The organism is Paenibacillus sp. J2L1-98 (assembly GCF_056269405.1).
Genome location: NZ_JBWDNW010000019.1, coordinates 100748 through 125817, shown reverse-complemented (window position 1 = coordinate 125817; position 25070 = coordinate 100748). Strand labels below are relative to the sequence as shown.

Annotated in this window: 17 protein-coding genes; 4 read left to right on the top strand and 13 right to left on the bottom strand. The window is 51.9% G+C overall.

The window, feature by feature from the left end; all coding sequences use genetic code 11:
* Positions 1-504: 504 nt before the first annotated feature.
* From AC0YNZ_RS24695 to AC0YNZ_RS24680, 4 genes are all read right to left on the bottom strand, one after another.
* Positions 505-3324 (bottom strand): hypothetical protein, encoded by a 2820-nt coding sequence (locus AC0YNZ_RS24695; protein WP_475829139.1) that lies wholly within the window; start codon positions 3322-3324, stop codon positions 505-507.
* A 31-nt stretch (positions 3325-3355) separates the two neighbouring features.
* Positions 3356-6364: a hypothetical protein gene (locus AC0YNZ_RS24690; protein WP_475829138.1), complete on the bottom strand. Its 3009-nt coding sequence runs from the start codon at positions 6362-6364 to the stop codon at positions 3356-3358.
* 254 nt (positions 6365-6618) lie between these two features.
* The gene (locus AC0YNZ_RS24685; RefSeq protein ID WP_475829137.1) at positions 6619-8151 is read right to left on the bottom strand and encodes a HAMP domain-containing sensor histidine kinase; all 1533 of its coding nucleotides are present in this window, start codon (positions 8149-8151) and stop codon (positions 6619-6621) included.
* Positions 8132-8821, bottom strand: a complete 690-nt coding sequence (locus tag AC0YNZ_RS24680) for a response regulator transcription factor (protein WP_475829136.1) — start codon at positions 8819-8821, stop codon at positions 8132-8134. The genes AC0YNZ_RS24685 and AC0YNZ_RS24680 overlap by 20 nt, the downstream gene beginning before the upstream one ends.
* A 622-nt stretch (positions 8822-9443) precedes the next feature.
* Between AC0YNZ_RS24680 and AC0YNZ_RS24675 the strand changes: the two genes are divergently transcribed.
* From AC0YNZ_RS24675 to AC0YNZ_RS24665, 3 genes are read left to right on the top strand one after another with little or no spacing between them, the layout of a single operon-like run.
* On the top strand, positions 9444-10157 hold the full coding sequence (locus AC0YNZ_RS24675) for a polyphosphate polymerase domain-containing protein (RefSeq protein ID WP_475829135.1): 714 nt from the start codon (positions 9444-9446) through the stop codon (positions 10155-10157).
* A gap of 1 nt (position 10158) precedes the next feature.
* Positions 10159-10875 (top strand): DUF4956 domain-containing protein, encoded by a 717-nt coding sequence (locus tag AC0YNZ_RS24670; protein WP_110771605.1) that lies wholly within the window; start codon positions 10159-10161, stop codon positions 10873-10875.
* 18 nt (positions 10876-10893) lie between these two features.
* A complete protein-coding gene (locus AC0YNZ_RS24665; RefSeq protein WP_475829134.1) occupies positions 10894-12843 on the top strand; it encodes a CotH kinase family protein in 1950 nt (649 codons plus the stop codon).
* Between the two features lie 120 nt (positions 12844-12963).
* Here the strand turns inward: AC0YNZ_RS24665 and AC0YNZ_RS24660 are convergent, their stop codons facing one another.
* The 4 genes from AC0YNZ_RS24660 to AC0YNZ_RS24645 all read right to left on the bottom strand — a co-directional run bounded on the left by AC0YNZ_RS24660 (position 12964) and on the right by AC0YNZ_RS24645 (position 14372).
* Positions 12964-13521, bottom strand: coding sequence for a DJ-1/PfpI family protein (locus AC0YNZ_RS24660; protein WP_475829133.1), 558 nt, complete (start codon positions 13519-13521; stop codon positions 12964-12966).
* A 233-nt stretch (positions 13522-13754) separates the two neighbouring features.
* Positions 13755-13973, bottom strand: coding sequence for a hypothetical protein (locus AC0YNZ_RS24655; protein WP_475829132.1), 219 nt, complete (start codon positions 13971-13973; stop codon positions 13755-13757).
* Between the two features lie 34 nt (positions 13974-14007).
* Complete coding sequence (locus tag AC0YNZ_RS24650) at positions 14008-14169, bottom strand: hypothetical protein (protein WP_200961509.1); 162 nt, start codon at positions 14167-14169, stop codon at positions 14008-14010.
* Between the two features lie 38 nt (positions 14170-14207).
* Complete coding sequence (locus AC0YNZ_RS24645) at positions 14208-14372, bottom strand: hypothetical protein (RefSeq protein WP_475829131.1); 165 nt, start codon at positions 14370-14372, stop codon at positions 14208-14210.
* Positions 14373-14500: 128 nt separating this feature from the next.
* On the opposite strand from AC0YNZ_RS24645, the gene AC0YNZ_RS24640 reads away from it, so the two are divergent.
* Complete coding sequence (locus AC0YNZ_RS24640; RefSeq protein ID WP_475829130.1) at positions 14501-14875, top strand: hypothetical protein; 375 nt, start codon at positions 14501-14503, stop codon at positions 14873-14875.
* A 147-nt stretch (positions 14876-15022) separates the two neighbouring features.
* Here the strand turns inward: AC0YNZ_RS24640 and AC0YNZ_RS24635 are convergent, their stop codons facing one another.
* The 5 genes from AC0YNZ_RS24635 to AC0YNZ_RS24615 all read right to left on the bottom strand — a co-directional run bounded on the left by AC0YNZ_RS24635 (position 15023) and on the right by AC0YNZ_RS24615 (position 25052).
* On the bottom strand, positions 15023-15775 hold the full coding sequence (locus AC0YNZ_RS24635) for a cyclase family protein (protein ID WP_475829129.1): 753 nt from the start codon (positions 15773-15775) through the stop codon (positions 15023-15025).
* Positions 15776-15815: 40 nt separating this feature from the next.
* Positions 15816-20912 carry a GH32 C-terminal domain-containing protein gene (locus tag AC0YNZ_RS24630; RefSeq protein ID WP_475829128.1) on the bottom strand — a complete coding sequence of 1699 codons (5097 nt, stop codon included), beginning with the start codon at positions 20910-20912 and terminating at the stop codon, positions 15816-15818.
* Positions 20913-21069: 157 nt separating this feature from the next.
* Entirely contained in the window at positions 21070-22071 is a 1002-nt protein-coding gene (locus tag AC0YNZ_RS24625) for a carbohydrate kinase family protein (RefSeq protein ID WP_475829143.1), read from the bottom strand.
* Entirely contained in the window at positions 22071-23573 is a 1503-nt protein-coding gene (locus AC0YNZ_RS24620; RefSeq protein ID WP_475829127.1) for a glycoside hydrolase family 32 protein, read from the bottom strand. The genes AC0YNZ_RS24625 and AC0YNZ_RS24620 overlap by 1 nt, the downstream gene beginning before the upstream one ends.
* A gap of 21 nt (positions 23574-23594) precedes the next feature.
* Positions 23595-25052 (bottom strand): glycoside hydrolase family 32 protein, encoded by a 1458-nt coding sequence (locus tag AC0YNZ_RS24615; protein WP_475829126.1) that lies wholly within the window; start codon positions 25050-25052, stop codon positions 23595-23597.
* Positions 25053-25070: the final 18 nt, after the last annotated feature.

Here is a 25070-nt window from a genome sequence, read left to right as displayed (position 1 = left end):
CGATCCTTCTCAGCTTGATAACGGCTATTCGACCGCGGGCGCAACGCTCAAGTCGAAGCTTTCGACCTGGCTCGGCTCGTTGCGCAATGCCGCGGGTCAGGCGCTGCGCAACGCTGAGGAAAACGCTCCATAAAGGACACAAGTAACAACCGATGAACGAATAACCGGTGGCTAGGGAATCATTCCTTGGCCTTTTTTTTCTGTGAAAATCATGATCTTAAGTAATACTATTCAATACTGTAATAAATTCAATAGATAGGTACGTGGTGTTTCCATATGATCTGCGGCTGACTATTTTCTACCATCCTACTAACTTCAGACCAAGCTAAACATTAAAAAAAGCATCGTCCTATTTCTTGGCGATGCTGGTAAATTCGACATAAATCTGCGTGTGCCGCATAGATGATCCATGCAGCCATTTTCATGGCTTCCCGGGAACAATAGAGAATGAGCATTCCACAGCAGAAAAAAGCAAACAGAAACCGCCCGGCTCCCGCCCCCGATTTAATATAGCAAATAATTGGTTCCGAAAAACTCGAATTGAACGTCCGTTACTCCGCTTAAATCGAGCGACAAGTTGTATTTGGGCTCGATGAAGACTCGCCATGTAGCAAACGGCCCCAAGAGCGCATATGTTTTTTCTTCTTTTTCGGAAATGTTTCCGTCCTCTACAATTTTTTTCGTTGCAAGTTCATACTTAAACCCGATTTCAACAGGATCATGGGAAAATGAGAACGTGGCTCCCTTCACATCCGCTATCGTTTCCGTGCCAAAGTGGCGAATGGATACGAGGAGATCGCCGTCCTTCGTCTTCGCTCCGTTGATCCATACGCGAATTTTGGTTAAGCGGATGTTCGCCCAGCCTGCAAACGGGCTTTCCGCTTTGCTCGTACTCGGGGTAACGACCGGAAGCGAAAAAATAACGCCATGACTGGCTTTCAGTGTATCCACTTGACTGGCCGAGAGCGAATACAGAAGTCCGCTGCTTGCCGTTGGCGAAGGAAATACTTGGGCTTCGTGACCGTAGGTCTCCACTGCGGAAGCAAATTGTCGGAGCAAATTGCTCTGGATTTTGACAAGAGCAGCATGAGTAATCCCCGACATCGGCGTTCCACTTAAAGCTTGCTGAATGCCGTCAGTTGCCGTCAGCGACCAGAAGCGAAGCGAACGCTGGGTCATATACAATGATTCCATCACCTGAGTTTTGGCGTCGTTATACATGCGAGCCATATAGGTAGTCACGAGAGGAAGATTCGGGTTGACCGCGGCCGCTTGATCGCCGGATAATTGTTCCTTCTTCTGCTTGTAGAATTCATGCTGGTTCTGATATTTGACCCAGAGGGCGATCACGGCATTGTAGTGAACGACAATGTTGTTCCGGTCAATCACACTCTTGATGTAATCGTCAAAAGCCGATTTCAGCACATCCAAGTCTTTCAGTTTGGAACGATAACCGTTCAGAAGATTCATCAATTTCTCCTCCGTCGCCATGAGCTTGGCAGCTCCCGGATCGTCTACTTGTAGCTTACCGCCATCCAGTAACCGGTAACCTTCCAGCAGACCCTCTTCCGTCGCTTCAATTTCGGTAATCGAGTCAATCAGATATGATTTATTAACATCGGCGCCGCGATCGTCAGGAATTTGGCTGGTGCCTTTGTGAATCAAATCGCCAATTTGCAACCCTATCATCCCCAAATTAGGAGCGAAAGCAACCATGGTAAGCGACTCGACCACGTTGGAAAAATTGACCGAAAACAATTTTTCTATCTGCGCTTTGACTTGTTCGATTAATTTCTTCACCTGCTCATGTTTCTGTTTAATAACCGATCCGTAACTCGCAATCGATATGGCCGTTTTGTCCGCATCCGCCTTCAATTGAGCAATGTTGGCCTTGGCCTCATCCATCATGAAGTCGGCATTGCACATGGAAGAGCGCACCTGATCGGTCGTGGCTTCTTGTTTGCGTTGGGCTGTAAAATATGCCGTATACGTCTGTTCGATGATCTTTAAGTTCGCAAGGAGACGTTGCGATTGCTGATCATAGAACGTGTAGGAGCCACGGGGCGTATACGTGTAGCTGCGGCCAAAATAGTCCTGACCGAGGCGAAGCTGCCGCAGCAGCCCTGTCGCGGAGTTGTAAGTAGAGAGCAGCATGGGAATTCCGCCGGTCATAAACAAAGAAGCGCCTTCGTCACGATAAGCTTGATAAAGCGGGTCCGTTTCCACTAATTTAGGCACAAAGCTTAGCCGCGATATAAGCCGCTGAATCAAGGCGGTTGCCGCTTTCAAACTGGTCGTATCGCCTGCGTAATAAAGCGCGTAAGCTCTCTGCAGCAGCATCTGGCATTGATCCGGATGAGCGAATACGAAAGGAATATTTCTCATATCATCGGTGGTGAAGTTGATCGTTGTCACATTAAGCTTACCGCTCTCCCCGGACTTGCCGTTTGCGCCATTGGCTTTCGTGCCGGAACCGTATGCGCCGTAAGCGCCGCCTGCTACATCGATGCCGGTTAGCAGAGAGGCTTTGTCAAGCTCTGATTCTACGCGCAATCGCAGGCTGAGGAGCCCTAACCAATGGTCCAGGTCGGCGGCGGTTCGGCTTGCTTCGTTCACGGCTGCTTCCAGACGAGAAACAAGCTGTGTCAGCGAATCGCGTCCTTTGCTGATGGACTTCAAGCCAGGAAGAGCGCTCAAAATCCCTTTTCGTTTCTTCGCAAGCGCCTGAACGGGATCCATAGGCGGACTTGCATCCATCAGTGCATCAATCTCTGGAAACATTCGCAAAAATGCGTTGCTAAAACCGAGCTCCACTTGGCCGCCGCTTGCTCCGTCAGCACCGTTACCTCCTGTGCCATCAGCCGTGGATTGCCCCGCTCCGCCAGCGCCGCCTCTGGCCCGCAGCTTCATCTTTAGCGCGTTGCCAGACAGAAGTTCCACGTACGTATGGATGGCTCCGGCTGAAGTCGCTTTCTTGCCTGCCTGACCGTCTCCGCTCGGAATGGTCGGCAAACTATCTCCATCGGTTCCCGATACATTCAACTCCGAATTGTCCATTGCGGTCATCGATGAAGCAAACAATCCGAGCATACGCCCGGATACTTTGCCTGATAGCAGCAAAGATTCTGTAAATACGGCAAACATCTCTTGATTCGAAAAGCTGTCGCCAAGAGGCGTACCCGGTCCAAGCCGGACCGGGTCGTCAGCAACAGACAGGATAACTGTGCGATTCTGCAAATGGATGGACTGATACGATTCATCCCGGGGGAGCACCCCGAATGAATCGTCTGTCCCTTCCTGTAGAGGCGTTCTCTTAGTCGTCATTGCTGAATCCTCCTCTTCATCTTAGGCAGGTTTACTCGCGGAATATCTCTCTGCTGTGCTCGTGGGCAGTTCGTTCGGCTGCCTCCCGCTCGCGCTCGCGCACTTCCTTGGCCGTTTCTTCCCGATTCTTGTCCCGCTCCATCCGGTCGCGATCAGCTTCACGATCGCGGATTTCACGCTCCCGATCTTGAATTTCGCGCACAAGATGCGCTTGATCCGCCTCTAGTTTACGACGGCGATCTTCGTCTAATTTCGGGTCGTTTAATTCCTTGATCACTTCTTGAAGCGCGGCATCGTTTCTTTCCATCTGCCGTCTTGTGTCTTCGATCGTCTGATTGACTCGTGTCATGTCCGCCTGAAGATCTCCAATATGCCGATCAAGTTCGTTCCTTTTTTGCGTAAGAACCGTTTCTCGAATCCAACTATCGATAAAGGTTGTCCCCGTTCCCGGACTCACCAGGCTCATCTCGGCGATCTTCGGCTGTGTCACACTCCCGACGACTTCGCCGATCAAGCGGGGCATGTCGATCAAAGGTTCGAATTGCCCTAATGAGGCTCGCAGTTTCGGCTCTAACAACTGTCTCACGCTCTCATTCAACGTTCTTCCCGCCTCCGCCGACACGGCAGCGTGAATGTCGGCCAGAACCTGATCGGGAGGCGTACCGTCATAGTGATCCGGGCGTCTTTGAATTTCGGCGTTGGTCTCCCTTTCAATCGTTTGATGAACAATTTCCGCAAAAGGACTCCAGTCCACCTGCCGCGGGTCTGTTTCCCGATTGGCGACAAGCTCTACCGTACGTTCGATCCGATTTACAACGCCTCTCATACTTCTCATCTCAGGAGCCACCTGTTTTCCGCGGCATTTCTTAATGAGAAATCCGAGCATGCCGGTGAAACCGATCCCCAGAAGAGAAAGAATGGCAAGCGTGGTCTTGGCGGCCGGATTATCCGTCCAGTCCGAATCATCAGACGGCGCAATATATTGCTTGCCTTCGAACGCCTCGACCGTGGCTTGCTTGGTCGGATCGGCATCTGGCGTGGACACGGTTCCGGTTAGCGTAAAGGGAAGCGGGTCGCCGCTGCTATCGTAGGAATCGTGGAACAGCACATCGAACGTCTTTCCATCCGCTGTCCACGTGATATGGTCAGATGCGGCGATGGTTGGACTTATTGCAATGCCATCTACCGTAACCCGTCCTGTTTGGCTGGAGACAATGAATGACTTGCCGCTTAACCAGCTTGGCGAAGAAAGGATATAATACCCGCCCCATAAGCGCAGATCCGTCTCGCTGCTGCTGTGCAAGTGATCAAGCACGCCTTGCAGTTCTTCAGCCGACAGCACATAGTCATTTTGTTGAAGTACATGATCCACGTTCGCAATATCCTCTGTAGCCATCGCCTTCACAAGCTGAGACAAAAGCGGTTGGCTGGTCAAAAGCTCATTAGCAAGCTGAGAGGCATTTTTCGCAGCAGATTCGGCGGATCTTCCAGCCGCAACATTCCATTCACGGTTCACATTCGAGAAAGCGGGCTTATTAATAAAACCTGTGATGAGAAAATCGTATGGCGTTTTGATCCCTGTTGTCTTATCGACATCAATCGCTTGTTTGGCGTCAGGAAATAGCAAGTTGGCCGAGGAGAAGAAATTGAGACTGTGAAAATTGAGCGCTATTCCAGGCATATTAAGGCCGAGATGCGTTAGCTCAAAAGGAGGAGTCTTTACTTTTCCGCCCAACGATTCGAAAAAGGTTGGTGTTTGTCCTTCAACAGAGATGGTGTAGTCGGACGATTGGACGGTAAGATCGACGTCGAAACTTTCTTTTGTCAAATTCGTCAGCGATGCGGATTGTTTGTTCAACGATATGTTAAGATCAATGGTTCCGTAGCTAGTCCCGGTCCCTCCGAAGGTGACACTGCGTTCGGACCAATCTGATGAACGAGCAAGCCGCCAATTCAAGCTGACTACGCTGTCTTTGACCATTAATTTTAACGGGGCGTCTTTCAAATTCAGATTCACATCGTCGATTGATAAACTGTAGAGGGCCGACGATGTTTGGTTTGGATAGGTAACGACTTTCTGATCGACAAGAACATCCATATTAATGGAAGCTCCAGCCTCCGACGGCTGCAGCGTCACCGTATAGCCAGCCTTCACAAGCGCGGCTTGAAAGTACAGCTTGGCAATGAGATCCCGAGAGAGGATGATGCTTGCCGTATGATCCGCAGGAATAGGGAGATTCTGCTTGCCACCAGGCTTAAACACCGGCGTCGGGTCGCCTTGCGGATTGCCGCTGCCCTCGGTCTGAATGTACAAGCTAAGCACGCCGCTTGATTCCGTTCCCTGCTGAACGAACATAAAAGATTTAGGTTTAAGGACGACATCGCCCTCCTTCGCGCTATTATTGACCGTAGCCAGCACATAGTCGATTTCTGCAATATTTTCTTTAAACCAGACTTGCAGTTTCGGAACTAAGTACACTTTCAGAAATTCATCGCCTTCATACTCTTTCCCGTCGCTTGTCTTAATCTCATAGCTGGTTTCCGTTTTATTGGCAAAATGTAAACAAAGATGCTGATCGGTGGATGCACCGTCGGCGAATACAATCACCTTCCCGGAAGGCGTTGCCGACTTTAAATCGCCTGAAACCGAGGCTAGCGGAACCATAGCTATAATTTGATACGTATTCTTAGGCAGCGCTTTGGCCGGATCCTTGTCTGTTTGGTAAGTACCCTCTGTAATCGGCATAATTAACTTACACTTATTGGCAACGAATTGAAGTGTCGGAGATCCTATTTTCAAATTGAACGCCAAAGAAAACTTGCCTTTCCTATCTTCGCCGGTTGTCTCAATTGCAATCGATTGTACGAGTTTGCCAGCCTTATACTGCGCGTCAAGCGATTGATTTAGTTTGTCAACTGCGTAGGAAACGACAATATCCCAATTATTCGTCGTAGAACCTCCTTGCATGGCTGTTACAAGCTCCTCCAGCTTAGGAAAGGTAGTGTCCGAGGAATTGTTCAAAGCGGTTGACGTACTCATCTTATGCCTCCTTCGTAAAATGAAAGTGTCGTTACGTAATAGCAGAGTAGCAGGATCATGTGGCAGCTAGATGGCAAAGTATGAATCGGACTTACGAATTAGAGCGAAACAACAACTGATTTTCATAAAAAAAAAGGCCGGCATCGCTTGGCGAACCGGCATCCTTCTATTGACACATGTCATGAATGACATTCGCGCTCCTCTGAACCGTCTGTCTTTATGTCTCCCTTTTAAATGATGAATCAGACCTTTATTTACGCTGTTTCCTCCGCTTTGGGTAGCATGAGCTGGAACGTCGTTCCCTGCGATGAGCTCTCATTCAGGACCAGCGCCCCGCCCATGGCATTCGCCAGCATCCGGCTTATAGTAAGCCCGAGCCCTAATCCGCGTACCCCGGGCTTCTTGTTCGTTCCCCGGTAATACCTTTCGAAGATGTTGGCCTGCTCGTCAGCAGGAATGCCCGAGCCGTTGTCCCTGATCCGAATATCGTAGAACGGACTCGATGATTCCGTTACAGATAGCCAAATGGTACAATCCGTATCCGGATTGACCGCCTGCCGGCTATTCGTAAAAAGATTGACGATGATTTGCTGAATGCGGCCGGCATCCCCTAGCACCAACAGCTCGCGGACAGGTATCTCTGTCCGTATGACCACGTTGTCATCCCGGCAGAGCAGGCTCCATTGATACGCGATGTCGTTCAGTTGCTTGCCTAAATCGACCGCTTCCGCTTGCATACGCACGTGGCCCGACGCAAATGAATGGAAGTCGAGCAAATCCGATACCAGCTTCTCCAGCCGCTTCGTTTCTTCAAGGGACAAATCGAGAAATTCATCCGCCTCGTTGGCCGCGACCACTTGATCCCGAACCGCGCGAGTAAGACCGCGAATCGATGTAATGGGCGTGCGAAGCTCATGAGTCACTCCGGCAAGCAGCTCGGTGCGCAATTGTTCCAATTGTTCCAGCCTCGCTGCCATGGCATTGAAGTAGGTCAGAAGCTCGTAAATTTCCTGCTCCTTAACATTTTCCTGCAGCAACAACCTGTAATTGCCGGATTCGATTTGTTTCAGCGCGTGCACAACCTTGTGAATCGGCTTCGTCAATTTGCGCATCAGCGAATAAAGAATAAGCCATCCTAACCCTCCCGATAAAAGAAGCAGCGAAACGATCAATCCATACTGCTGGCCGATGTCGGTGAGTTCCCCCCTGTCATAAGAAACGGCGATCGTCCCGATGACGGAACCGTCTCGCCCGTGGACAGGAACAGCGATCGTATAGTGCTTCTCCAGCCTGTTCACGGTAATTCGAGCTTCGAGCGGCGGCGGAGACGGAAAGGCCGGATCGGCTCTGAAAACAGGTTCTGTCGGAACATCAGACCGGTTCGAACCATCCGTCTCCTCGCCGCTGCCAGGAGGCGGAGGCGGCTCTGCTCGTCCTTGAGGAGGCGGATTGGCTTTGTCCGGCGCTCCTTTATAGAACAAACGGCTGCCCGTTCGATCAAATACCGTCAAACCGAACTGCCCAGGAAGTTTGAATTTTCTTTGATTTTGATCGATCCATTTGTAGAACTGATAGGGTATGACTATTTGTCCGGCATCGCTGACGACATAATCTGCCGCTTTCTCTGAAAAACGCTGCACATCGTCTAAGCGCTGAGTGAGAGCCGCATGCTGCAGCCAGGCAACGGAGACAGCTCCGATCAAGATCAACCCGGCACACAGCGTAATGACATAGCGCCAAGTCCAGTACCGCAGCATCGTGCTCCGTTTAGACGTTTTTGTTGGCATAGAACTGGTACCCCGTTCCCCGCAATGTGCGAATTTCGCCTTCTTCCGGCGGCAAACGGAGCAGCGCCTGACGCAGCCGTTTGATGGCGTGATCCACTGCGCGGTCGCTCCCGTCATAATCCATGCCCCATACTCGCTCGATCAATTGCTCTCGATGAAAAATTTGATTCGGATATTCCGCCAGAAACAGCAGCAGCGCCAAATCTTTCGGCGTCAAGGTGAGTCCTGCTCCATTCAAGTAAACGGTTCGCGACTTGAAGTCGATCCTCAAGCTGCCGTACTGCTTCTGGTCCTTCGTTACCAACTCCTGTGTCGGTCTGCGCAGTACAGCATGAATTCGGGCTACAACCTCGTCCGGCTCGAACGGCTTCGTTATATAGTCGTCAGCGCCGTTGTTAAGGCCCAGCAGGCGATCGCCAAGCTCTCCTCTGGCCGTAAGCATAATGACAGGGCAAGCGCTTCTGCTGCGCACCTGTTGCAGCACCTCCCACCCATCTATCCCTTGCAGCATCACGTCAAGCAGGATCAGTGCAGGCTGAAGAGCGGCTAACTGCGCGAGCGCCTCATCTCCCCGTGCAAAGACAGCGCAGTGATAACCCGCTTGTTGAATATAAGCTGTAAGCACGCGAGAAATGGCCACCTCGTCTTCAACAATCATAATCGTCTTCATCAAGCGCCCTCCTTATGAAAGAAATACGGAAGCAATCCCGGCTTTTGTATCTTGTATCTGCAGAACCTGCGCATGTTGGGGTTCGTAAGCTTCCTAGCGATCAAATCTCTCATTCAATTGTAGTATACTTATTTCCAAAACAAAAACAGCAACCGGAGGCCGTACCAACGCTGCCCCCATAGCATCTACAAAGTAGGTAAATTTGTGTCGTTGGACATTCATGATGTCGGATGATAAGAATTTGTTCTGATTTCCGGGTTTTCCTCACATAAATATAAAAAGACCGCCGATAAATACACGGCGGGCTCGCTGCCTTGAACCTACAATTATTCAAGATATGGTAGTATATTTCCATCTTACGGTTCAATTGAGGAAACGAACGATCCTTCGTTTTTGAAAAGCAAAAAGCCGTCCCGAGAGGTCTATCAACCTGTCGGGACGGCTTTTTCGTAGGAATCATTGCGTGTTACCAGCAATGTTCAGTCAAACCATTTCGATCAAAAACCGCCGCATCAGGCGCATTCAGCAATCTTTCAGCCCGCCTTAAGTTAAGAATAAGTAAAGGCCAGTACAATAGCTTTTGTAAGCAATAAGGGGCGCTGAACAAGAAAAGAGGTGTGAGATGAACAAGAATCTGAACTACCGCAATGAATTGAAATTTTTCATTAATTATCATCAATACTTCATTATACGCCAAAGACTGAAAGATCTGATGCAGCAAGACGAGCATGTGGGCCCGACAGGCGAATATCATATCCGCAGCTTGTACTTTGATGATATTAATAACAAGGCTCTGCACGAGAAGCTGGGCGGCGTCCGGGATCGCGTTAAATATCGTATCCGCATCTACAACGGCCAAGATAACATCATTCACTTTGAGAAAAAAATTAAATTCAAAGATTATATCGCCAAAGTGAAGGAGCCGCTCACCAGAGACATGTACGACAAGCTGATGGCCGGCGATCACGATGTGCTGAAAGGACCGGACAAACCGCTTTTGAACGAAATACATGATGAGATGAAGCATAATCTGCTGCGGCCGAAAGTCATCGTCGATTATGTCCGCGAGCCATACGTATGCGAGAACGGCAACGTGCGGATCACATTCGATAAGGAGCTGCGCACCGGACTGCACGCGGTCGATATTTTTGACGAAAGCCTGGAGCCAATCCGCGCTCTCGATAATGACCTGATCATCCTGGAGGTCAAGTACGATGCATACATTCCGGCTTATATCAAAACCGCTTTGCAGCTTGAAGGCTTAAACAGGCAATCGGCTTCGAAATACGTCATCTGCCGCAAACATTTGAAATTCAACACTTGGGAGGATTATTAGAATGGAAACGACTACAACCGCTGCCGCAACGACGGAGGCTACGACGAATTTTACCGATATTTTAAAAAATTCAGTGCTGGAGAACTTTGCTTCTGACATCAGCCTATCAAAGATTTTAATTACGCTTGGTGTCGCTTTTCTGCTAGGCTTCTTCATTTTCTTGCTTTACAAACGGATATTTAGCGGTGTTCTTTACTCAAAAAGCTTTAACGTTTCACTTATCGGCATGACGATGATTACGGCTGTCGTCATTATTGCCATTAACTCCAACCTCGTGCTGTCGCTCGGTATGGTCGGCGCGCTGTCCATCGTACGTTTTAGAACGCCGATCAAGGATCCAACCGATCTGATCTTCCTCTTCTGGGCTGCGGTTGCAGGTATCGTAACGGGCGCGGGCTTCTTCCTGCTTGCGGTAATCGGTTCTGTCGTCGTCGGCCTTATTCTCTTCTTCTTCGTCAAAGGCGGTTCCGTTGAAACGCCATACCTGCTCGTCGTGAACTGCGACAGCGATGCAACCGAGCAGCTGGTTCACAAGCAAGTCGGTACATTAGTGAAGCGTTACAATGTGAAGCAAAAAACGGTGACGCAAGGCAATATTGAAATGACGCTTGAAATTCGTCTGCGCGACGAAACCGGCCGTTTCGTTAACCAATTGACAGAGCTGGCAGGCGTTCGCAATGCGGTGCTCATCAGCTACAGCGGGGATTATGTTTCCTAAAATTCGGGAGGTGCTCAAATGAAAGCGAAGACGCATGCGGTCTTGCTATACTTTTGCTCCATTCTCCTGATTATCGGATTGACCGGATGTGCCGTAGGCGGTACATCCTTCAGTCTCACTAGCTCGGGAATGGCAACGAGCGCAAGCGAGAAATCAGCGGATGAGCAAAAGCTCGATGAAACGGTATTTCCAAAGGATAAAATAGTTGATGTCAAAATCACGATTGATGAATCCGAGTTCCAAGAGCTGCTGGATAATGCCAGCGCCGAGGAATACAAAGAAGCAACCGTTGAATATAACGGGCAAACCTTTAAAAATGTCGGCATACGCGCAAAGGGTAATCTCAGTCTGAGAAGCGTAGTCAATATGCCAGACTCTGACAGATACAGCTTCAAAATATCATTTGACGAATATGTAAGCCAGACGTTAGAAGGAATAACAAAAATCAACTTAAACAATAATTACAGCGATGCATCGTATATGAGAGAGTTCCTTACTTACGAGTTAGCGGAGGAGATGGGGCTTCCGACTCCTAAATATTCATACGTAAACGTTTATGTTAATGATGAACGATGGGGCTTCTATTTGGCTGTTGAGCAAATCGGAGATTCTTATCTGGAGCGTAATTTCGACAATGCGTACGGCGCGCTTTACAAAGCGAACGGCGGAACCGGCAGCGAGCTGAACTGGCTGGAAACAATCAAATCCTATACGGGGCTCGACCTGAAATCCGACAAATCCAATGACGATATTCTGCTCGATTTGTTAGATAAGCTGAACAACGGAACAGAAGTTGCGAGCATACTTGATGTTGATGAAGCATTAAGGTTTATCGCTTTAAATGTGCTTACCGGCAACATGGACAGCTACTTAGGCCAGAATAAGCATAATTACTATTTGTACGAGGATGACGGCATATTCAATGTATTGCCATGGGATTATAATATGGCCTTCGGAGGCTTGGGAGGAACCGGTCTCTTAATCGATGAACCGACTTCCGGCACTTTAACGGATCGCCCTCTCGTGGCAAAGCTGCTGGCAGTAGATGAATATAAGGAAGCTTATCATCAAATCCTTTCAGAAGCCATTGAAGGCTACTTGTCCGATGACGCAATAGCAGCACGGGTGCAGGAAATCCGCGGCATGATTTCGGCCTATGTGAAAGCCGACCCTTCAGCCTTCTACACCTACGACGAGTATGAGAAAGGAATCACTTCCGTTCTAGCGTTTAATACAACGCAAACGACCAGTATCGCACAGCAGCTTGCCGGCACGATTCCTTCCTCCGGCGACGGAACGGGCAGCGGAAGCAGCGGGATGGGCGGCATGGTCGACGGTCGCGGCTTCGGCGGCAATCGTCAAAACGCCCGGCAAAATGCCGGACCAACCGGCGCAGCCGATCAAAATACTGCTGCGCCGGCAGCACAATCCGGCGAGCCGTCTGCGGCGGCTAAAGCGACTGGCGAGCCGGAAGCGCTGAAAAATACAGCTGCGGCTGCCGTTCAGAATGCCGATGACAACGGCATTTCGGCGGCAAATCGCCCAGCGGCTCTGAACGGCAGTGACACAGCGGCGACTAATAAATTGGCAGCCCAAGCCGATGCAGGCACTGCGGCAACTGACGGTCAAAATACGCAAAGCGATGCAGGCAACACGGCTGCTGACGGGCAAAATGCGCAAGGAAATGCAGCAACCGACGGGCAGAATATGCAAGGCGATCCAGGCATGTTCCCTCCTGACGGGCAGATGCCGGACCAGCAGGGCGGCATGCAGGGCGGATTTGGCGGCCAACGGCCAGACGGGCAAGGCGGTATGGGCGGTATGGGCGGCGGAGGCTTCGGGGGACCAGGCACACAAGTTGTTCAAGTCCAAGCCAGTCCTAAGGAAGCGGCGACTACCGGAATCGCGCTCGTGATCTTGCTGTTATCGTGTGCATTCATCGCATTCTATAAGCGCAAACGGCTATAAGGCATTAAAAAACGAAGAGGATCGCTCCATTCCGCTCCTATGGCGGATGGCTGGCGATCCTCTCGTTTTGCCGTCTGGAGTGCGAGCTTGAGCATGCCCTTGGCCATTATCTCCTCCCGCTTAGCGGAGGAGCTTTAGAAACTCTCTCATAAAGCCCGGCAGATCCGGCCACGCGTGTCCGGTTACCAGCTTGCCGTCCACATGAAGCGTATCCGGTGCATAACGGGCACCCAGCTGCTCCACATCGAGCTTGCACGCGGTGTAAGCCGTCATCGTGCGCCCTTCGAAGAAACGATTGTCCTTCAACGCGGCGAACACTTGGGCGGCGTGGCAGATCGCGCCGACCGGCTTGTCCGATTCTAGAAAATGGAGGATAAGACGCGGCAAATGCTCATTTGTCCGAATATACTCCGGCGCCCGGCCGCCCGGGATGATCAGCCCGTCATACTCAGCGGGATCGACGTTCTCAAACGCAATATGGGCCTGCAGTTGATGAGCCGGCTTCTCTGTATACGTCTCCCAGCCGTCCACGAAATCGTGGACAACCGTATGTAGCACTTTCTTCGTCGGTGCCGCTATCACGGCCTCGTAGCCTTCCTCCAGAACGCGGTAATACGGGTAAAAGACTTCCAAAACCTCTGCACCGTCACCAGTCAGAAACAAAATTTTCTTCGGCATGGAATCACTCCTTGGAAATAGTTGGAACCATATTTATTATGATCGCTTGCGCTGTTTCTTGTAAATGGGTACAAATGCATATGAATGTCATAGACCCCTTCGTCCGGGGAATAATCCGAAAATCTAAAATATATTATTTCATTGAAACCTGATCTATATAAAAATGTACATATCATAACTCAAGGCCTCTTCCTATTAAAAAGACACCTGCAAAGGTGTCTTTTTCTGTCTGCTTATTCAAGTTCCCGGCATTGTTCTTCTTTGCCTTTAAGCTCCTCTTCCGAGCCAAATTCCGTTCCTTCCAGGTCCTGCCTCTCAATATGGCCCTTTACTGCAGCGATCGCATCCACGTCAGAATTTTCGATCGGATCCGTGCCGTCTTCGACGATTCGGGATTCATCATATCGATCATTACGTCTAGTTACGTTAGCATAGATTTCCTTGTCATTCATTTGAAATTCAATCCTTTTTATTCAATTGACATTCTTAAAGGCCGCCGCATGATCCCTTGTATCCGTCATTCTCCTGCATCTCCTTGAGATGTTCGCGAATTTCAGGATCCTCCGGCATTTCTGCCACGATCTTTACTTCCGGAACCTGGTCCGTTGTTTCGATTCTCTGATTCTTTGCCTGATTTCGGTCTGCCATAGCACATCTCCTTATCGGGAAAAAATGCCGAGCGGTTATTACTCTTCTTTAGCCTCTGTAGCTCGGTTTTGCTGGAAAGCTTTTGCCGCTTCTTCTGCGGGCTCTGCGGAAAACTCCGTATCTTCTTCGTTTGCCACAGGCATTTTATTCATTTCGGTCGTCTGCACTTCTGCTTTGGACGCTTGGTTATGCTGCCTTGCCATGGATAACACCTCCTTAAAGATAAAAGCAGACCCCTGTAGATTGCGTATTTTCATGGATTATATGCAATTTATGCATAGTTAGATTGATCGAAGTTCAAGCTATTGAGGAATCGAAAGGAGGTCAGATAATGGCAGAGAAAAATATACTTGCTTTCTTTAACAGTCCCGAACAGGCGAAGGACGCGCTGCAGCAGCTAAAGGGGTTGAATCTTATCGATACATCAATAGACCGGGTTAACGCCTACCCCGGAAGCGGAAGCGACCATTTATCAAACCCGATCACCGGAGATATTCCAAGCCTCGGTTATCTCACTTTAGGCGGTGATTTCAACGACCGGAATGCCGGAATTTTAGCCGCCACCAGCGTCAGCGCGAGCGGCATGAGCGCAGGCGGTCCCGACAATACAGTTACCGGAAAAGACACCGTTCTTACGATCGTTGTCGATGAAGCCGATTTCGAGCAAGCATTAAAGACTGTTCAGAAAGCCGGAGCTCTCGTTTAATATTTTTAAATAAAAGAGACGAATGACATGTTTTTCATTTAGAGATAGATGTTCTTGTCCAAGCTAAAGTGTGACATAACAGCCTTGTGCGGAAATTGCCGCGCAAGGCTGTTACATTGTGCCGTTTTCGTCTTTCCCTGCTTATTCCTACACGATAGCGACCGGACGGGTCCATCCTCCGCTCGCCTTTTCCACTTTCACCGGAAAGCAGCAAACTTTAAAGCCGAATGGCCGTGGAATTTGGTCTAAATTGGCCAGTTTCTCGATCTGGCAGTATTCGTGGTCCTTACCGACAAAGTGCGCGGCCCATAGGACGTCATCCCGCGGCACTTGTTTGTATGATTCGGCTTGCAAGTTGAGCGGTATATCCCAGCCCCAGCCATCGGTGCCGACCACCTTGATGCCCTGATTCAGCAGCCAGCGCGTCGCTTCGGCCGATACCCCTGCGTGAAGGAACGCATAATGTTCGTGGTAGAGCCGCTTGTCCGCATCGCACCGGATGAGAACGATATCAAACGGTTTGAGCGTGTATCCGATCCGCTGAAGCTCGGCGATAAGGTCATCCGTTGTAATCTCGTAACCCGGCGTCTTCGCGCTGAAATCGAGCAGTACTCCGTCTGAATAAAACCATTCGAGCGGGAGCTCGTCAATCGTTCTTGACGGTTTCCCTTCCGAAGTCGGCCAGTAGTGCCACGGCGCGTCGATGTGAGTGCCCGTATGTGTACTCAGCGTCACCGTTTCCGTTGCCCATGCCCGGCTTTCCGGGAAATCGTCCGGCTTGAGGCCGAGAATCGCAGCAGCTTGCTGCGCCCCGTCCTCATGGCTCGCATAGTTGATCTTTGCCGGAAGCGGCTCCCGGATGCTAGGACTGAGCGGTACGCTCAAATCGATAAGCTTCATCACTTTCCCTCTCCTTCATACCAGATTCATGCTTATTATATCATTTTGGAGGGATGCCATTTACCGCGATCGCAACTAGCGTATACATCGGGCTGTCGTTCCGATCCGTTACTCTCGCATAATTGCTTCCGTCAATAGACTCTATAACAGTCGGCAAAGGGGAGATCGATCCGTCGGCATAAACAGCTGCCGCAGTCGACAGCTTGGAGACGTCCGTCTGTGCAGGAATCGCTATAAATTTGATTGTTTTCCCTTTCTCCATCACATCGATTTCGCGTCCGCCGTAGCGGAGTGACAGCTTAAAGCTGATCGGATCCACCAGCAGCTCATAGCCGCCTTTATCGGCAGCCGCTTCCGCCAGCTTCCGGATCTGCTCGGATGCTTTGCCGGTCGATACGCTCACTTTAATGTCCGCCGGCGAAGCCTCCTTGCCGAACGGCCGCACGGCAGCCTTCCAATCCTTGCTCCCTGCCACCGGAAATATGCCGTATGCCGTTTGAAGCGTCAAGCTGGACCGGCTGCGGCTAAGCAGCGCCATGTCCAAAACGGATAAGCCTTCAAGCCGGACCTCCCCTGCTGCAGGAGCATGGATAGTCAGCTTATGACTGCTGCCCTGCTCTAGCAAGGACTGCAGCTTGCCGGCATCGACCGTAATGACGGTCAGCTCGCCCGCTTCCGTCAGCTCGGTCGTTCCGTCAGCAAAGTCCGCCTCCGTCCCGTCGATTCGGGCAGTGATAATCACACTGCCGGCAGGGTTTGGACTCGGAATACCGGTTTCGCCGCCATTAGGAGCCTCGCCTGTATTTCCGCCTCCACCTTCACCAGCGCCTTCCTCCGCACTGCCGCCCGAGCCTTCAGCCCCATTGCCGCTGCCGCCCTCCGGCTGCGGGACAATCTCGACAAGCGTCCATTTTTGCGCGGCAAATGCATTGCGTTCCCACAGCTGGACCTGCGTACCGTCTGCCGTACCGCCGTTATCGACATCGAGCGCCTTGCCGCTGTTTACTGCGACAATTGCAACCGTGCCGTCCTCATTCTCAGGCATCGTCCAGCGCTGGTTTTCGTAACCGAAATTGCGCCAAATTTGCAATGGCGAGCCGTTATCCGTGCCCGATGCGTCAAGCGCTTTGCCGCTCACCGCTCCGCGGATGGTAAAACTGCCGGCACCCGCCTCCTCCACATACCATTTTTGGCTGTCGGCTCCTGAATCGGTCCGAATTTTTACATGAGCGCCATTCGCCGCATTATCAGCCTCGAGCACTTTACCGCTGTTTGGATTAACGATTTTGTAGACCGTCTCCTGCACCGGCTCGGTTACTTCAACAAATACGTTTTGATAATAAGCTCTGCCGCCAAACACATTAATCCCAAAATAACCTCTTGCAAAGGTTACATCATTCACATCTATTACAGGCTCGCTGCTGCCGTCCAAATAAATTTTTATATTCGTGCCGTTCGCCGCGATTTTGACATGATACGTCTTGCCGGGCGCAATAAAGGCAGGCACCTTCGCAAGCAGCTGATCGTCCTGGAAAGAGCCGTTATCCTTAAAAAATAACCGCAGAGCCTTCTTGTTCGGATCGATGTTGAAGTAATACCCGCTTGAGCCGTCGCTGTTTGCGCGGAACAGCATCGAAGCGGCGCCTCCGGCGGGATCCAGCTTCACGTCCACCTCATAAATGAAGTTTCGCGCGCTTTCCGCAGACATATAGTTGGCATCCTTATCGAACATGCCGGAAGTACCGTCTGTTGTCGTCAGCCACTGTCCTTTGGATGCCGCATGCCAGCCCGTCAGGTTCGTTTGGAAGCTGCCTACCGTTACGAGCGTCTGACCGACGATATTTCCGTCCTGCGTTGCTGCTGTTATGACTGCTCGCCCCTCAGCGGCCGCTGTCACTGCCCGGCTTCGCGAATTTGCGCCGGACACGGTTGCAACGGCAGCATTGCTTGTAGTCCATGTCAGCTCTTTATTGTCAGCCGTATGCGGAAGCACCGAAGCGTACAGCGTATGCGTCTGGCCGGCAGCAAGCTCAAGCTTGCTAACATCCATCACAACCTTGTCCGGTGATGGTCCATCAATCACATCGTCACGCCATATGTTCGACAGCGGGTAAACGTTCAGCGATACGACATTGACATTTCCGCCCTCGGTGTAGAAGCTCATGCCGTCCCGCGCCGCACCCGGGAAAATCAGGCTCGAAATAACGGCCTCGCCATCGTTGCCGAATACTTCAACCGATGATTCATCAACGAAAATACGCATTTTTACGCGATTATTTCCGCTCTGCGTCAGATTCGCTCCCTGCACCGGACGAAACAACTCCGTAAAATCACTGCGCCCTGCAGCTGTCCGATCTACGAACAGGTTGTCCGCGCCGGTCTCGTAACCGATTACCGTCTGCTCTCCACCAAGCTCCCGCACGGCGAAACCGAACTCGGCTGCAGCATTTTCCGCCGGCAGCTCCACCTCCGCCACGATCTCAAACGCGGTTCCCGTCACACCTTCCAGCAAATTACCGCTTGCAGGGGTTATGGGCTCATTGCTCCAATTTTTCACCGTGCCCCGCAGCGCTTCCAATTCTTCTACAGGCTGCTGGACGAGACGTACGTCGCCGTTATCGTTTGCTTTAAGCAGCAGCTCGCGGGGAACGGACATTTGGCCTTTCCACGGCGAGGTCGGGAAGGAAAACGGATAATCCCAGTTCGCCATCCACCCTATTTCCACGCGGCGCCCGTCAGGCATATCCGCAAACGTCATCGCTGCGTACATATCTCTGCCGCTTTCGTGGCGCAGCACCGTTTCTGCGGGATTGTCGCTTGTAAAGCGCTGTCCGTCAAAGCTGCCGATAAAATATTCCGAATCCGAGCCGTTCGTCTCCGCTCTTGCGCTGGTGCTGATCATCAGCACCCACTTCTTCACTCCGCCGACGTCTAGAGGAAAGAAGTCCGGGCATTCCCATACGCCGCCGTTATGCACATAAGCTCCGTATCCGAACGAATCGATTGCCGTCCAATCCAGCAGATTGACCGATTTGAAGAAGCGGATATGGTCGCCGCCCGACACAACCATGACATATTGGTTATGTTCCTCGTCCCACACGACCTTCGGATCGCGAAAATCCCAGCCCGCTCCCGCTCCGCCAATGTTGTCGATAATCGGATTACCTTCGTGAAACGACCAGCTGCGCCCCTTGTCGCTGCTGTAGGCAATGCCGATCTTCTGATTTCCGTTCCACTTGTCCGGATTGAAGGAGGTATAGTACGCGATTAAGCCTCCTCCCGCCACGCCGTCAAACAATCCTGATTTGTTTGCAGTATCCGCTACCGCCGAGCCGGACCAAGCATGCCCCATTTCGTTCCATTTGATCGCGATCGGCAGCAGCTTCCAATGAACGAGATCCGTGCTCACCGCATGCGCCCACTGTCCGCCGTCCTGATGGAACAGATGATACTCGCCTTGAAAATAAACGAGTCCGTTCGGATCGCTTGCCCAGCCGCGTGTCTGCGTAAAATGATATTGCGGACGATAAAGCTCCGTATGGTCATCCTTCTTGTCCGTTAAGTAAACATTTTGGAAAAATGCCGCTCCGTCCGTCACACTAAGGCCGACATTGCCGCTTGGGGCTTCGCTGCTTTGCAGGGAAATCGCCGGCGCAGCATAGCCGTCCACGTAAACTTTTAGATCAGCCCCGTCCGCCACAACCTCAAGGTGATAGCTTTTTCCCGCTTGAACGGCGATGGGCGCGCTCTGCATTACTGTTTGATCACCCGCTCGCAGCAAGCGGATTTGGTTCGCTGCCGCATTGATTTCCGCAATATAACCGGCAGTGCCGCTTGCGTTTGAACGGAAGAGAAGACCGGCGGCACTGCCGGCACCTGCAACCGTAACATCGCCTTCGAGCATAAAATCGGCAGCGGAGTTTGTCGATAAGCGAGACGACATGCCGCCTCCCGCGCTAACCGCCTTCAAGCCTTCCAGATGCGGATTCCAAGTGCCGGAGGCAGACGACCAGCCGGACATATTCGTTCTAAACCCGGTAACGTTAATGTTCTGAAATACCGCAGATCCATTGTATAGTTGTAAACCTACATATCCCGCAGAATAAGCGGTGTCGCTGACCGAAATTTCCGGAGCATATCCGCTGACCGAAATTTCCGGAGCATATCCGCTGCCGAAATAAACCTCAAGCTTCGACTGCTCCGCCTTTATTCGGGCATGATACACAGTACCCGCAAGAAGGTCCATTGAACTTACGCCCAGCTCCCGGTCGCCGTTCGTGTCGATTAACCGGATGCGGCCGGCATTCGGATCGACCTGCAGCGCATAGGCCTGCGACCCGCTCGCATTGGAGCGGAACAGCATCGTCGCTACAGTGTACGGATCGCGGATTAATATATCCGCTTCATAGGTTAGGTCGTCCGCTTGCGTCTGAGCTATCGCGTAAGCGCTCTCATTTTCCGGCGCGGTTGCTGTCCACCCTTGCGAGGAAGTCGTCCACTGCCCTCCGGCCGTCGTCCAGCCGATAACGTTCGTATGGATTTCATGGGTGCTCACTTCATTAAACTGAACATCGCCGTTATAAATATGCAGCCCGACATTCCCGCTTGAATAAGCGGTGCTTTGCGTGTCGATCGCTAATTGACCGTTCAAATAAATACGCAGGCTCGGGCCATCCGCCGCTATTTTGACATGATAGGCCGTTCCCGGCTCAAGGGTAACCGCGAAAGGCTGGCCAACATCGCTATTCGTCGCATAGTCGAACAACCTGATCCGGTCCATATTAGGATCTAAGCTGAGGACATACCCCTTGCTTCCTTCCGCATTCGACCGGAATACAAGAGAGCCTACTCCATATGGCGAGCTGCCGTCTATCGTAACATTCGCCTCGTACACAAAATTCGAGCCTACCTCCGTCGTTGACATTAGAAAGGCGTTCGAGTCAGCCCCGCTGCTTCCGCTAACCGCCTTATTCCCCTCCGGCGTCCAGCTGCCCGAAATGGGCGTATAGCCCTGCATCACCTTCACGGCTTCACCTGTTTCCGCAGCATTTACGTGCCCGTCCATATTAACCGGCAGCAGCAGCGACCATATCAGCGAAACAGATAATAACGAAACCCATAGCTTTTTTAATCCCATGATGAGCCTCCTTGAATATTTTATACAGCAAACGATATCGTAAGCGCTTTCTCAAATTGGCGAAAAAATATGATCTCCATGATCGCTTCCTGCAGCCCATGAAGAGCAATAAGCGCGAATCCGCGCTTATTGCCGCTTGCCTTTCACTCTCACGAAGCTACGTTAAGCTGATGACCGACGCACCGGCGAGTGCAGTAATCGCCTCGCGCGACGGCATCGATGGAATCGCACCCTTGCCGGTCGCGGCGAGCGCTCCCATAGCATTAGCAAATGCAAGAATCGTACCCAGCTGCTCCTGCGTCCACTCCCTCTGACCGACAGCCAGTCTCGTAAGAAGCCCGTAAAGGATACCGGCCAAGAAGGCATCCCCGGCGCCAGTCGTATCCTTGATCTCGACGCTGTAGCCCGCATGAGCGGCGGTTACCTCGCCTGCACGGCAATAGCTGCCGCTTGCCCCTAGCGTCACCAGCAGCATGGACAGCGACGGAAATTGCTCCAGCAGCTGCTTCGTACCCGTCTCAAGTTCGCTCGTTCCGGTCAAAAATAGCAGCTCCTCCTCCGACAGCTTTACCACATCCGCATACTGCAGACCTTCCAATATACGCTCCTTCGCGATCGCCTCATTGTCCCACAGCGACAAGCGCAAATTCGGATCAAAGGAGATGAGCAGCCCTTTGCTTCTCGCATAGGCGGCTGTACGCAGTGTCGCTGTCCGCGAAGGCTCGTGCGTCATGGAGATGGAGCCGTAATGGAATATTTTCGCCGCATCGATCTGCCCGAGATTAACATCCTCAGCACGAAGCATGTGATCGGCGCCCGGCTGACGGTAGAACGAGAAGGAACGGTCGCCGCTGGCATCCAAATGGACGAAAGCGAGCGTCGTATTAGCCTCTGACGAAAACAACAGCCCTTCCACTTGAATACCGCTTTGCGCAAGCGCTTCGCTCAGATAATAACCAAAAGCATCATCCCCTACCGCTCCAATAAATGCGGTGCTGCAGCCAAGCTTGGCTAAAGCAGCCAGCACATTCGCAGGCGCTCCGCCCGGATTGCGCTCGAGAAGCAGCTGCCCCTGCTCCGAGACACCTTTGGGCGTGAAATCGATCAGCAGCTCGCCAAGCGCGACAACGTCTAATCCGAAGACAGCATTCGCATCCATTACCAAATCGAACTCAACTCCCATGCGTCCAGCGTTTCGATAACCGCCGTTCCTTGGCGGGCGAAGAAGCCGATGCCGACGTTAGCCGGATCCGGATAAATCCGATTCGTAATCGCAACCCGCCCTTCGCCTGCAAATAGTTCAATCGAGGAACGATCGATAAACAGCCTCAGCCGCAAGCGTCCGTCCTCCGCTGGCGCGAGCGGTGCTTCGCTTACTCCGCCATCCCCCGCTCCGCCTAGATTGCGATCCATATAGAGCTTTTGCTCAGCGGCCTTGTAACGGATCTCCGTATACGAGGAGCCGTCCCCGGAGCAGCGGACCCGCAATCCAAGCTCCGATGCACTCGATTTAGATAAATCAAACACGATATCGAGTTCGAGCGAATCACCCTGAACGCTATCTATAGCTGTAAAACCGCCGTCTTCCAAAGCGATATCGGCAGCGGAAATATGCTGTCCGCGCAGGGCGGATAGCTCGGGCACCGGATGGCTCCGCAGCGTCCCGTCCGCTGCGAGTGTCAGCTCGCGCGGCAGCGTCATCGCTCCGAGCCAGCCATGCGCCTGCTCCGGCATTGCAGCTCCCCATATGTTCATCCATGCGATCATAATTCTTCTCCCAAGGTCGTCAATCAGCGTTTGCGGCGCATAGAAATCGAAGCCGTAGTCTATTCGCTCAGCATGCTGCTTCACAAAACGGCAGCTTTCATAATCAAAGGTTCCCGACAAATACAAGTTTTTGACCGGCGCAATGTTCATGGGGGAAATGAGCAGCACATGCCGCTCATCTTTTCCGAGCGGAAACAGGTCCGGACATTCCCACATATCGCCCATCGTTCCGTCGCTCTCGACTGCTACCCCTTGATATTCCCAGCTCAGCAAATCGTTCGACGTGTAAATAATAGCTTTGCCAAGTCCGTCTTTGCCATAACCAACCACCATATACCACTTGTCTCCGCGCTTCCATACCTTCGGATCGCGGAAGCCAAAGCGCACGGCGTCCGGCGAGTCGCCGATAACCGGATTGGCTTCGTGCTTATGGAACGTCACGCCGTCCGCGCTTGTCGCCAGGCATTGAACCTCCTCCGGCGTCTTACCGTCGACATGCCCCGTATAGATCAGAGTCAATACGCCGTTATGCAAAGCGGCGCTGCCTGACCAGCAGCCTTGGCCGCCATCCCCGCCCTTGTCGTAATCCTCGGAAGGCGCAAGCGAAACCGGCATATGCTCCCAGTGCACAAGATCCTTGCTCCGGGCATGCCCCCAGTGCATCGGCCCCTGCTTTGCCTGATAGGGATCATGCTGATAAAACAAATGATAATAGCCGTTAAAATAAATCATCCCGTTCGGATCGTTCATCCAGCCTGCCGGCGGCATCATATGATAATGAAGCCTGAACGTCGTATCCATGGCGCCAATGTTCTCTTTCAGCGCTTCTTCGGCTTGCGCGATGAAAGCTTGATGCCTGCTCTGCTTGCTTGTCGTATTTTCCAACTCACTCACCTATCCTTGCTTGCTATTTTTCTATTTCCAAATAGACTGCATTCTATAGACGTCAACCGTTCGGAACAAGGCAGTCCCGCCGCTCGCGAATAACTCTAGTCCATGACTCCCGGGTGACGGATACAAGAGCGTCGTAAATACCGTTTCCCCGTCATCAACAAACAGCTCAACGACAGACTCATCGACAAAAGCATGCAGCTTAATGCGGTTATGAGCTGCCTGATGAGGCGCGGCAAACCGCTTGCCAAAATGAAACGGTTCGCCTCCGCGATTAATGAAATCGCTCTTGCCGGATTGCATCCGATCCACAAATATCGTCTGATTCGACGGTTCGCAGCCAATAACCGTCGCCTCGGACCCTGTATCCGCGCAAAGCACGCGGAAGCCGAACATATCGGCAGCCTCCCACTCGATCGTCGCGATTAGCTCATATGAGGTGCCTTGAAAGTCCAGCTTTACTGCCTGATCCGCCGCCTCCACGGAAGTTAGCCGCAGCGCATCCATTCTCAGCCTCTTTAGCTCGTCGATCGGCTGCTGGATAATTGTGATCGCGCCGTCAGCTGCGGTCCTCAGCTCAAGCGCGCGGGGGATCGACATGCCGCCCTTCCACGGCTCTGTCGGTCCTGCAAACGGATATTTCCAATTAGACGTCCAGCCGAGCCAAATGGTGCGGCCGTCCTCCTGCGGAATATCCGAGTAGGTGACCGCTGCATAAAAATCTTGGCCGTAATCGGTCCAGCGGATTTGCATGCCTGTCGCATCATCGTTTACGAAGCGGCGTCCGTCAAACTCGCCGATAAAATATTGCGCTGTTGATCCGTCCGTTTCCCCGTTATCGCCAATGCTGACGTGCAGCACCCATTTCCGGCGTCCGGAATCACCCTTTACCGGAAGCTGAAACAGATCGGGGCATTCCCATACGGCGGCCTGAGAGCCTTGACCCTCGCCGAATTCGCTCTCGAAGTGCCACTCTGTCAAATTGCCGGATGAGTAGAAATGAACCCTTTTGTCAACGGAGACGACCATCACCCATTTGCCGCTCGCCTCATGCCACAGCACCTTAGGATCGCGGAAGTCGCGAACACCCGGATTAGGGAGGACGGGATTGCCGGCATATTTGGTCCAGCTGCTTCCATTGTCACGGCTGTAAGCGATACTTTGCGATTGCAAGCCGTCCTTATAATGGGTAAATATCGCGACCAGCCCTGCTTCGCCGCCGAACAAGCCACTCGAATCCTGCTTATCCACGACGCAGGAGCCCGACCATATGTCGCCAAGCTCATCGGCTTCAAGCGCGAGCGGCAGATGCTCCCAATGAATGAGATCGCGGCTGACCGCATGCCCCCATCTTCCCGTAAACTGATAAAACTGATGGTACACACCCTCGTAATACACCATGCCGTTCGGATCGCTCATCGGTCCATGCGGCGGCGTTAGATGGTACTGCGGCCGGTACGGCTCCTTGAATAACTCGGTCACGCTGATCCCCCCGTGTAA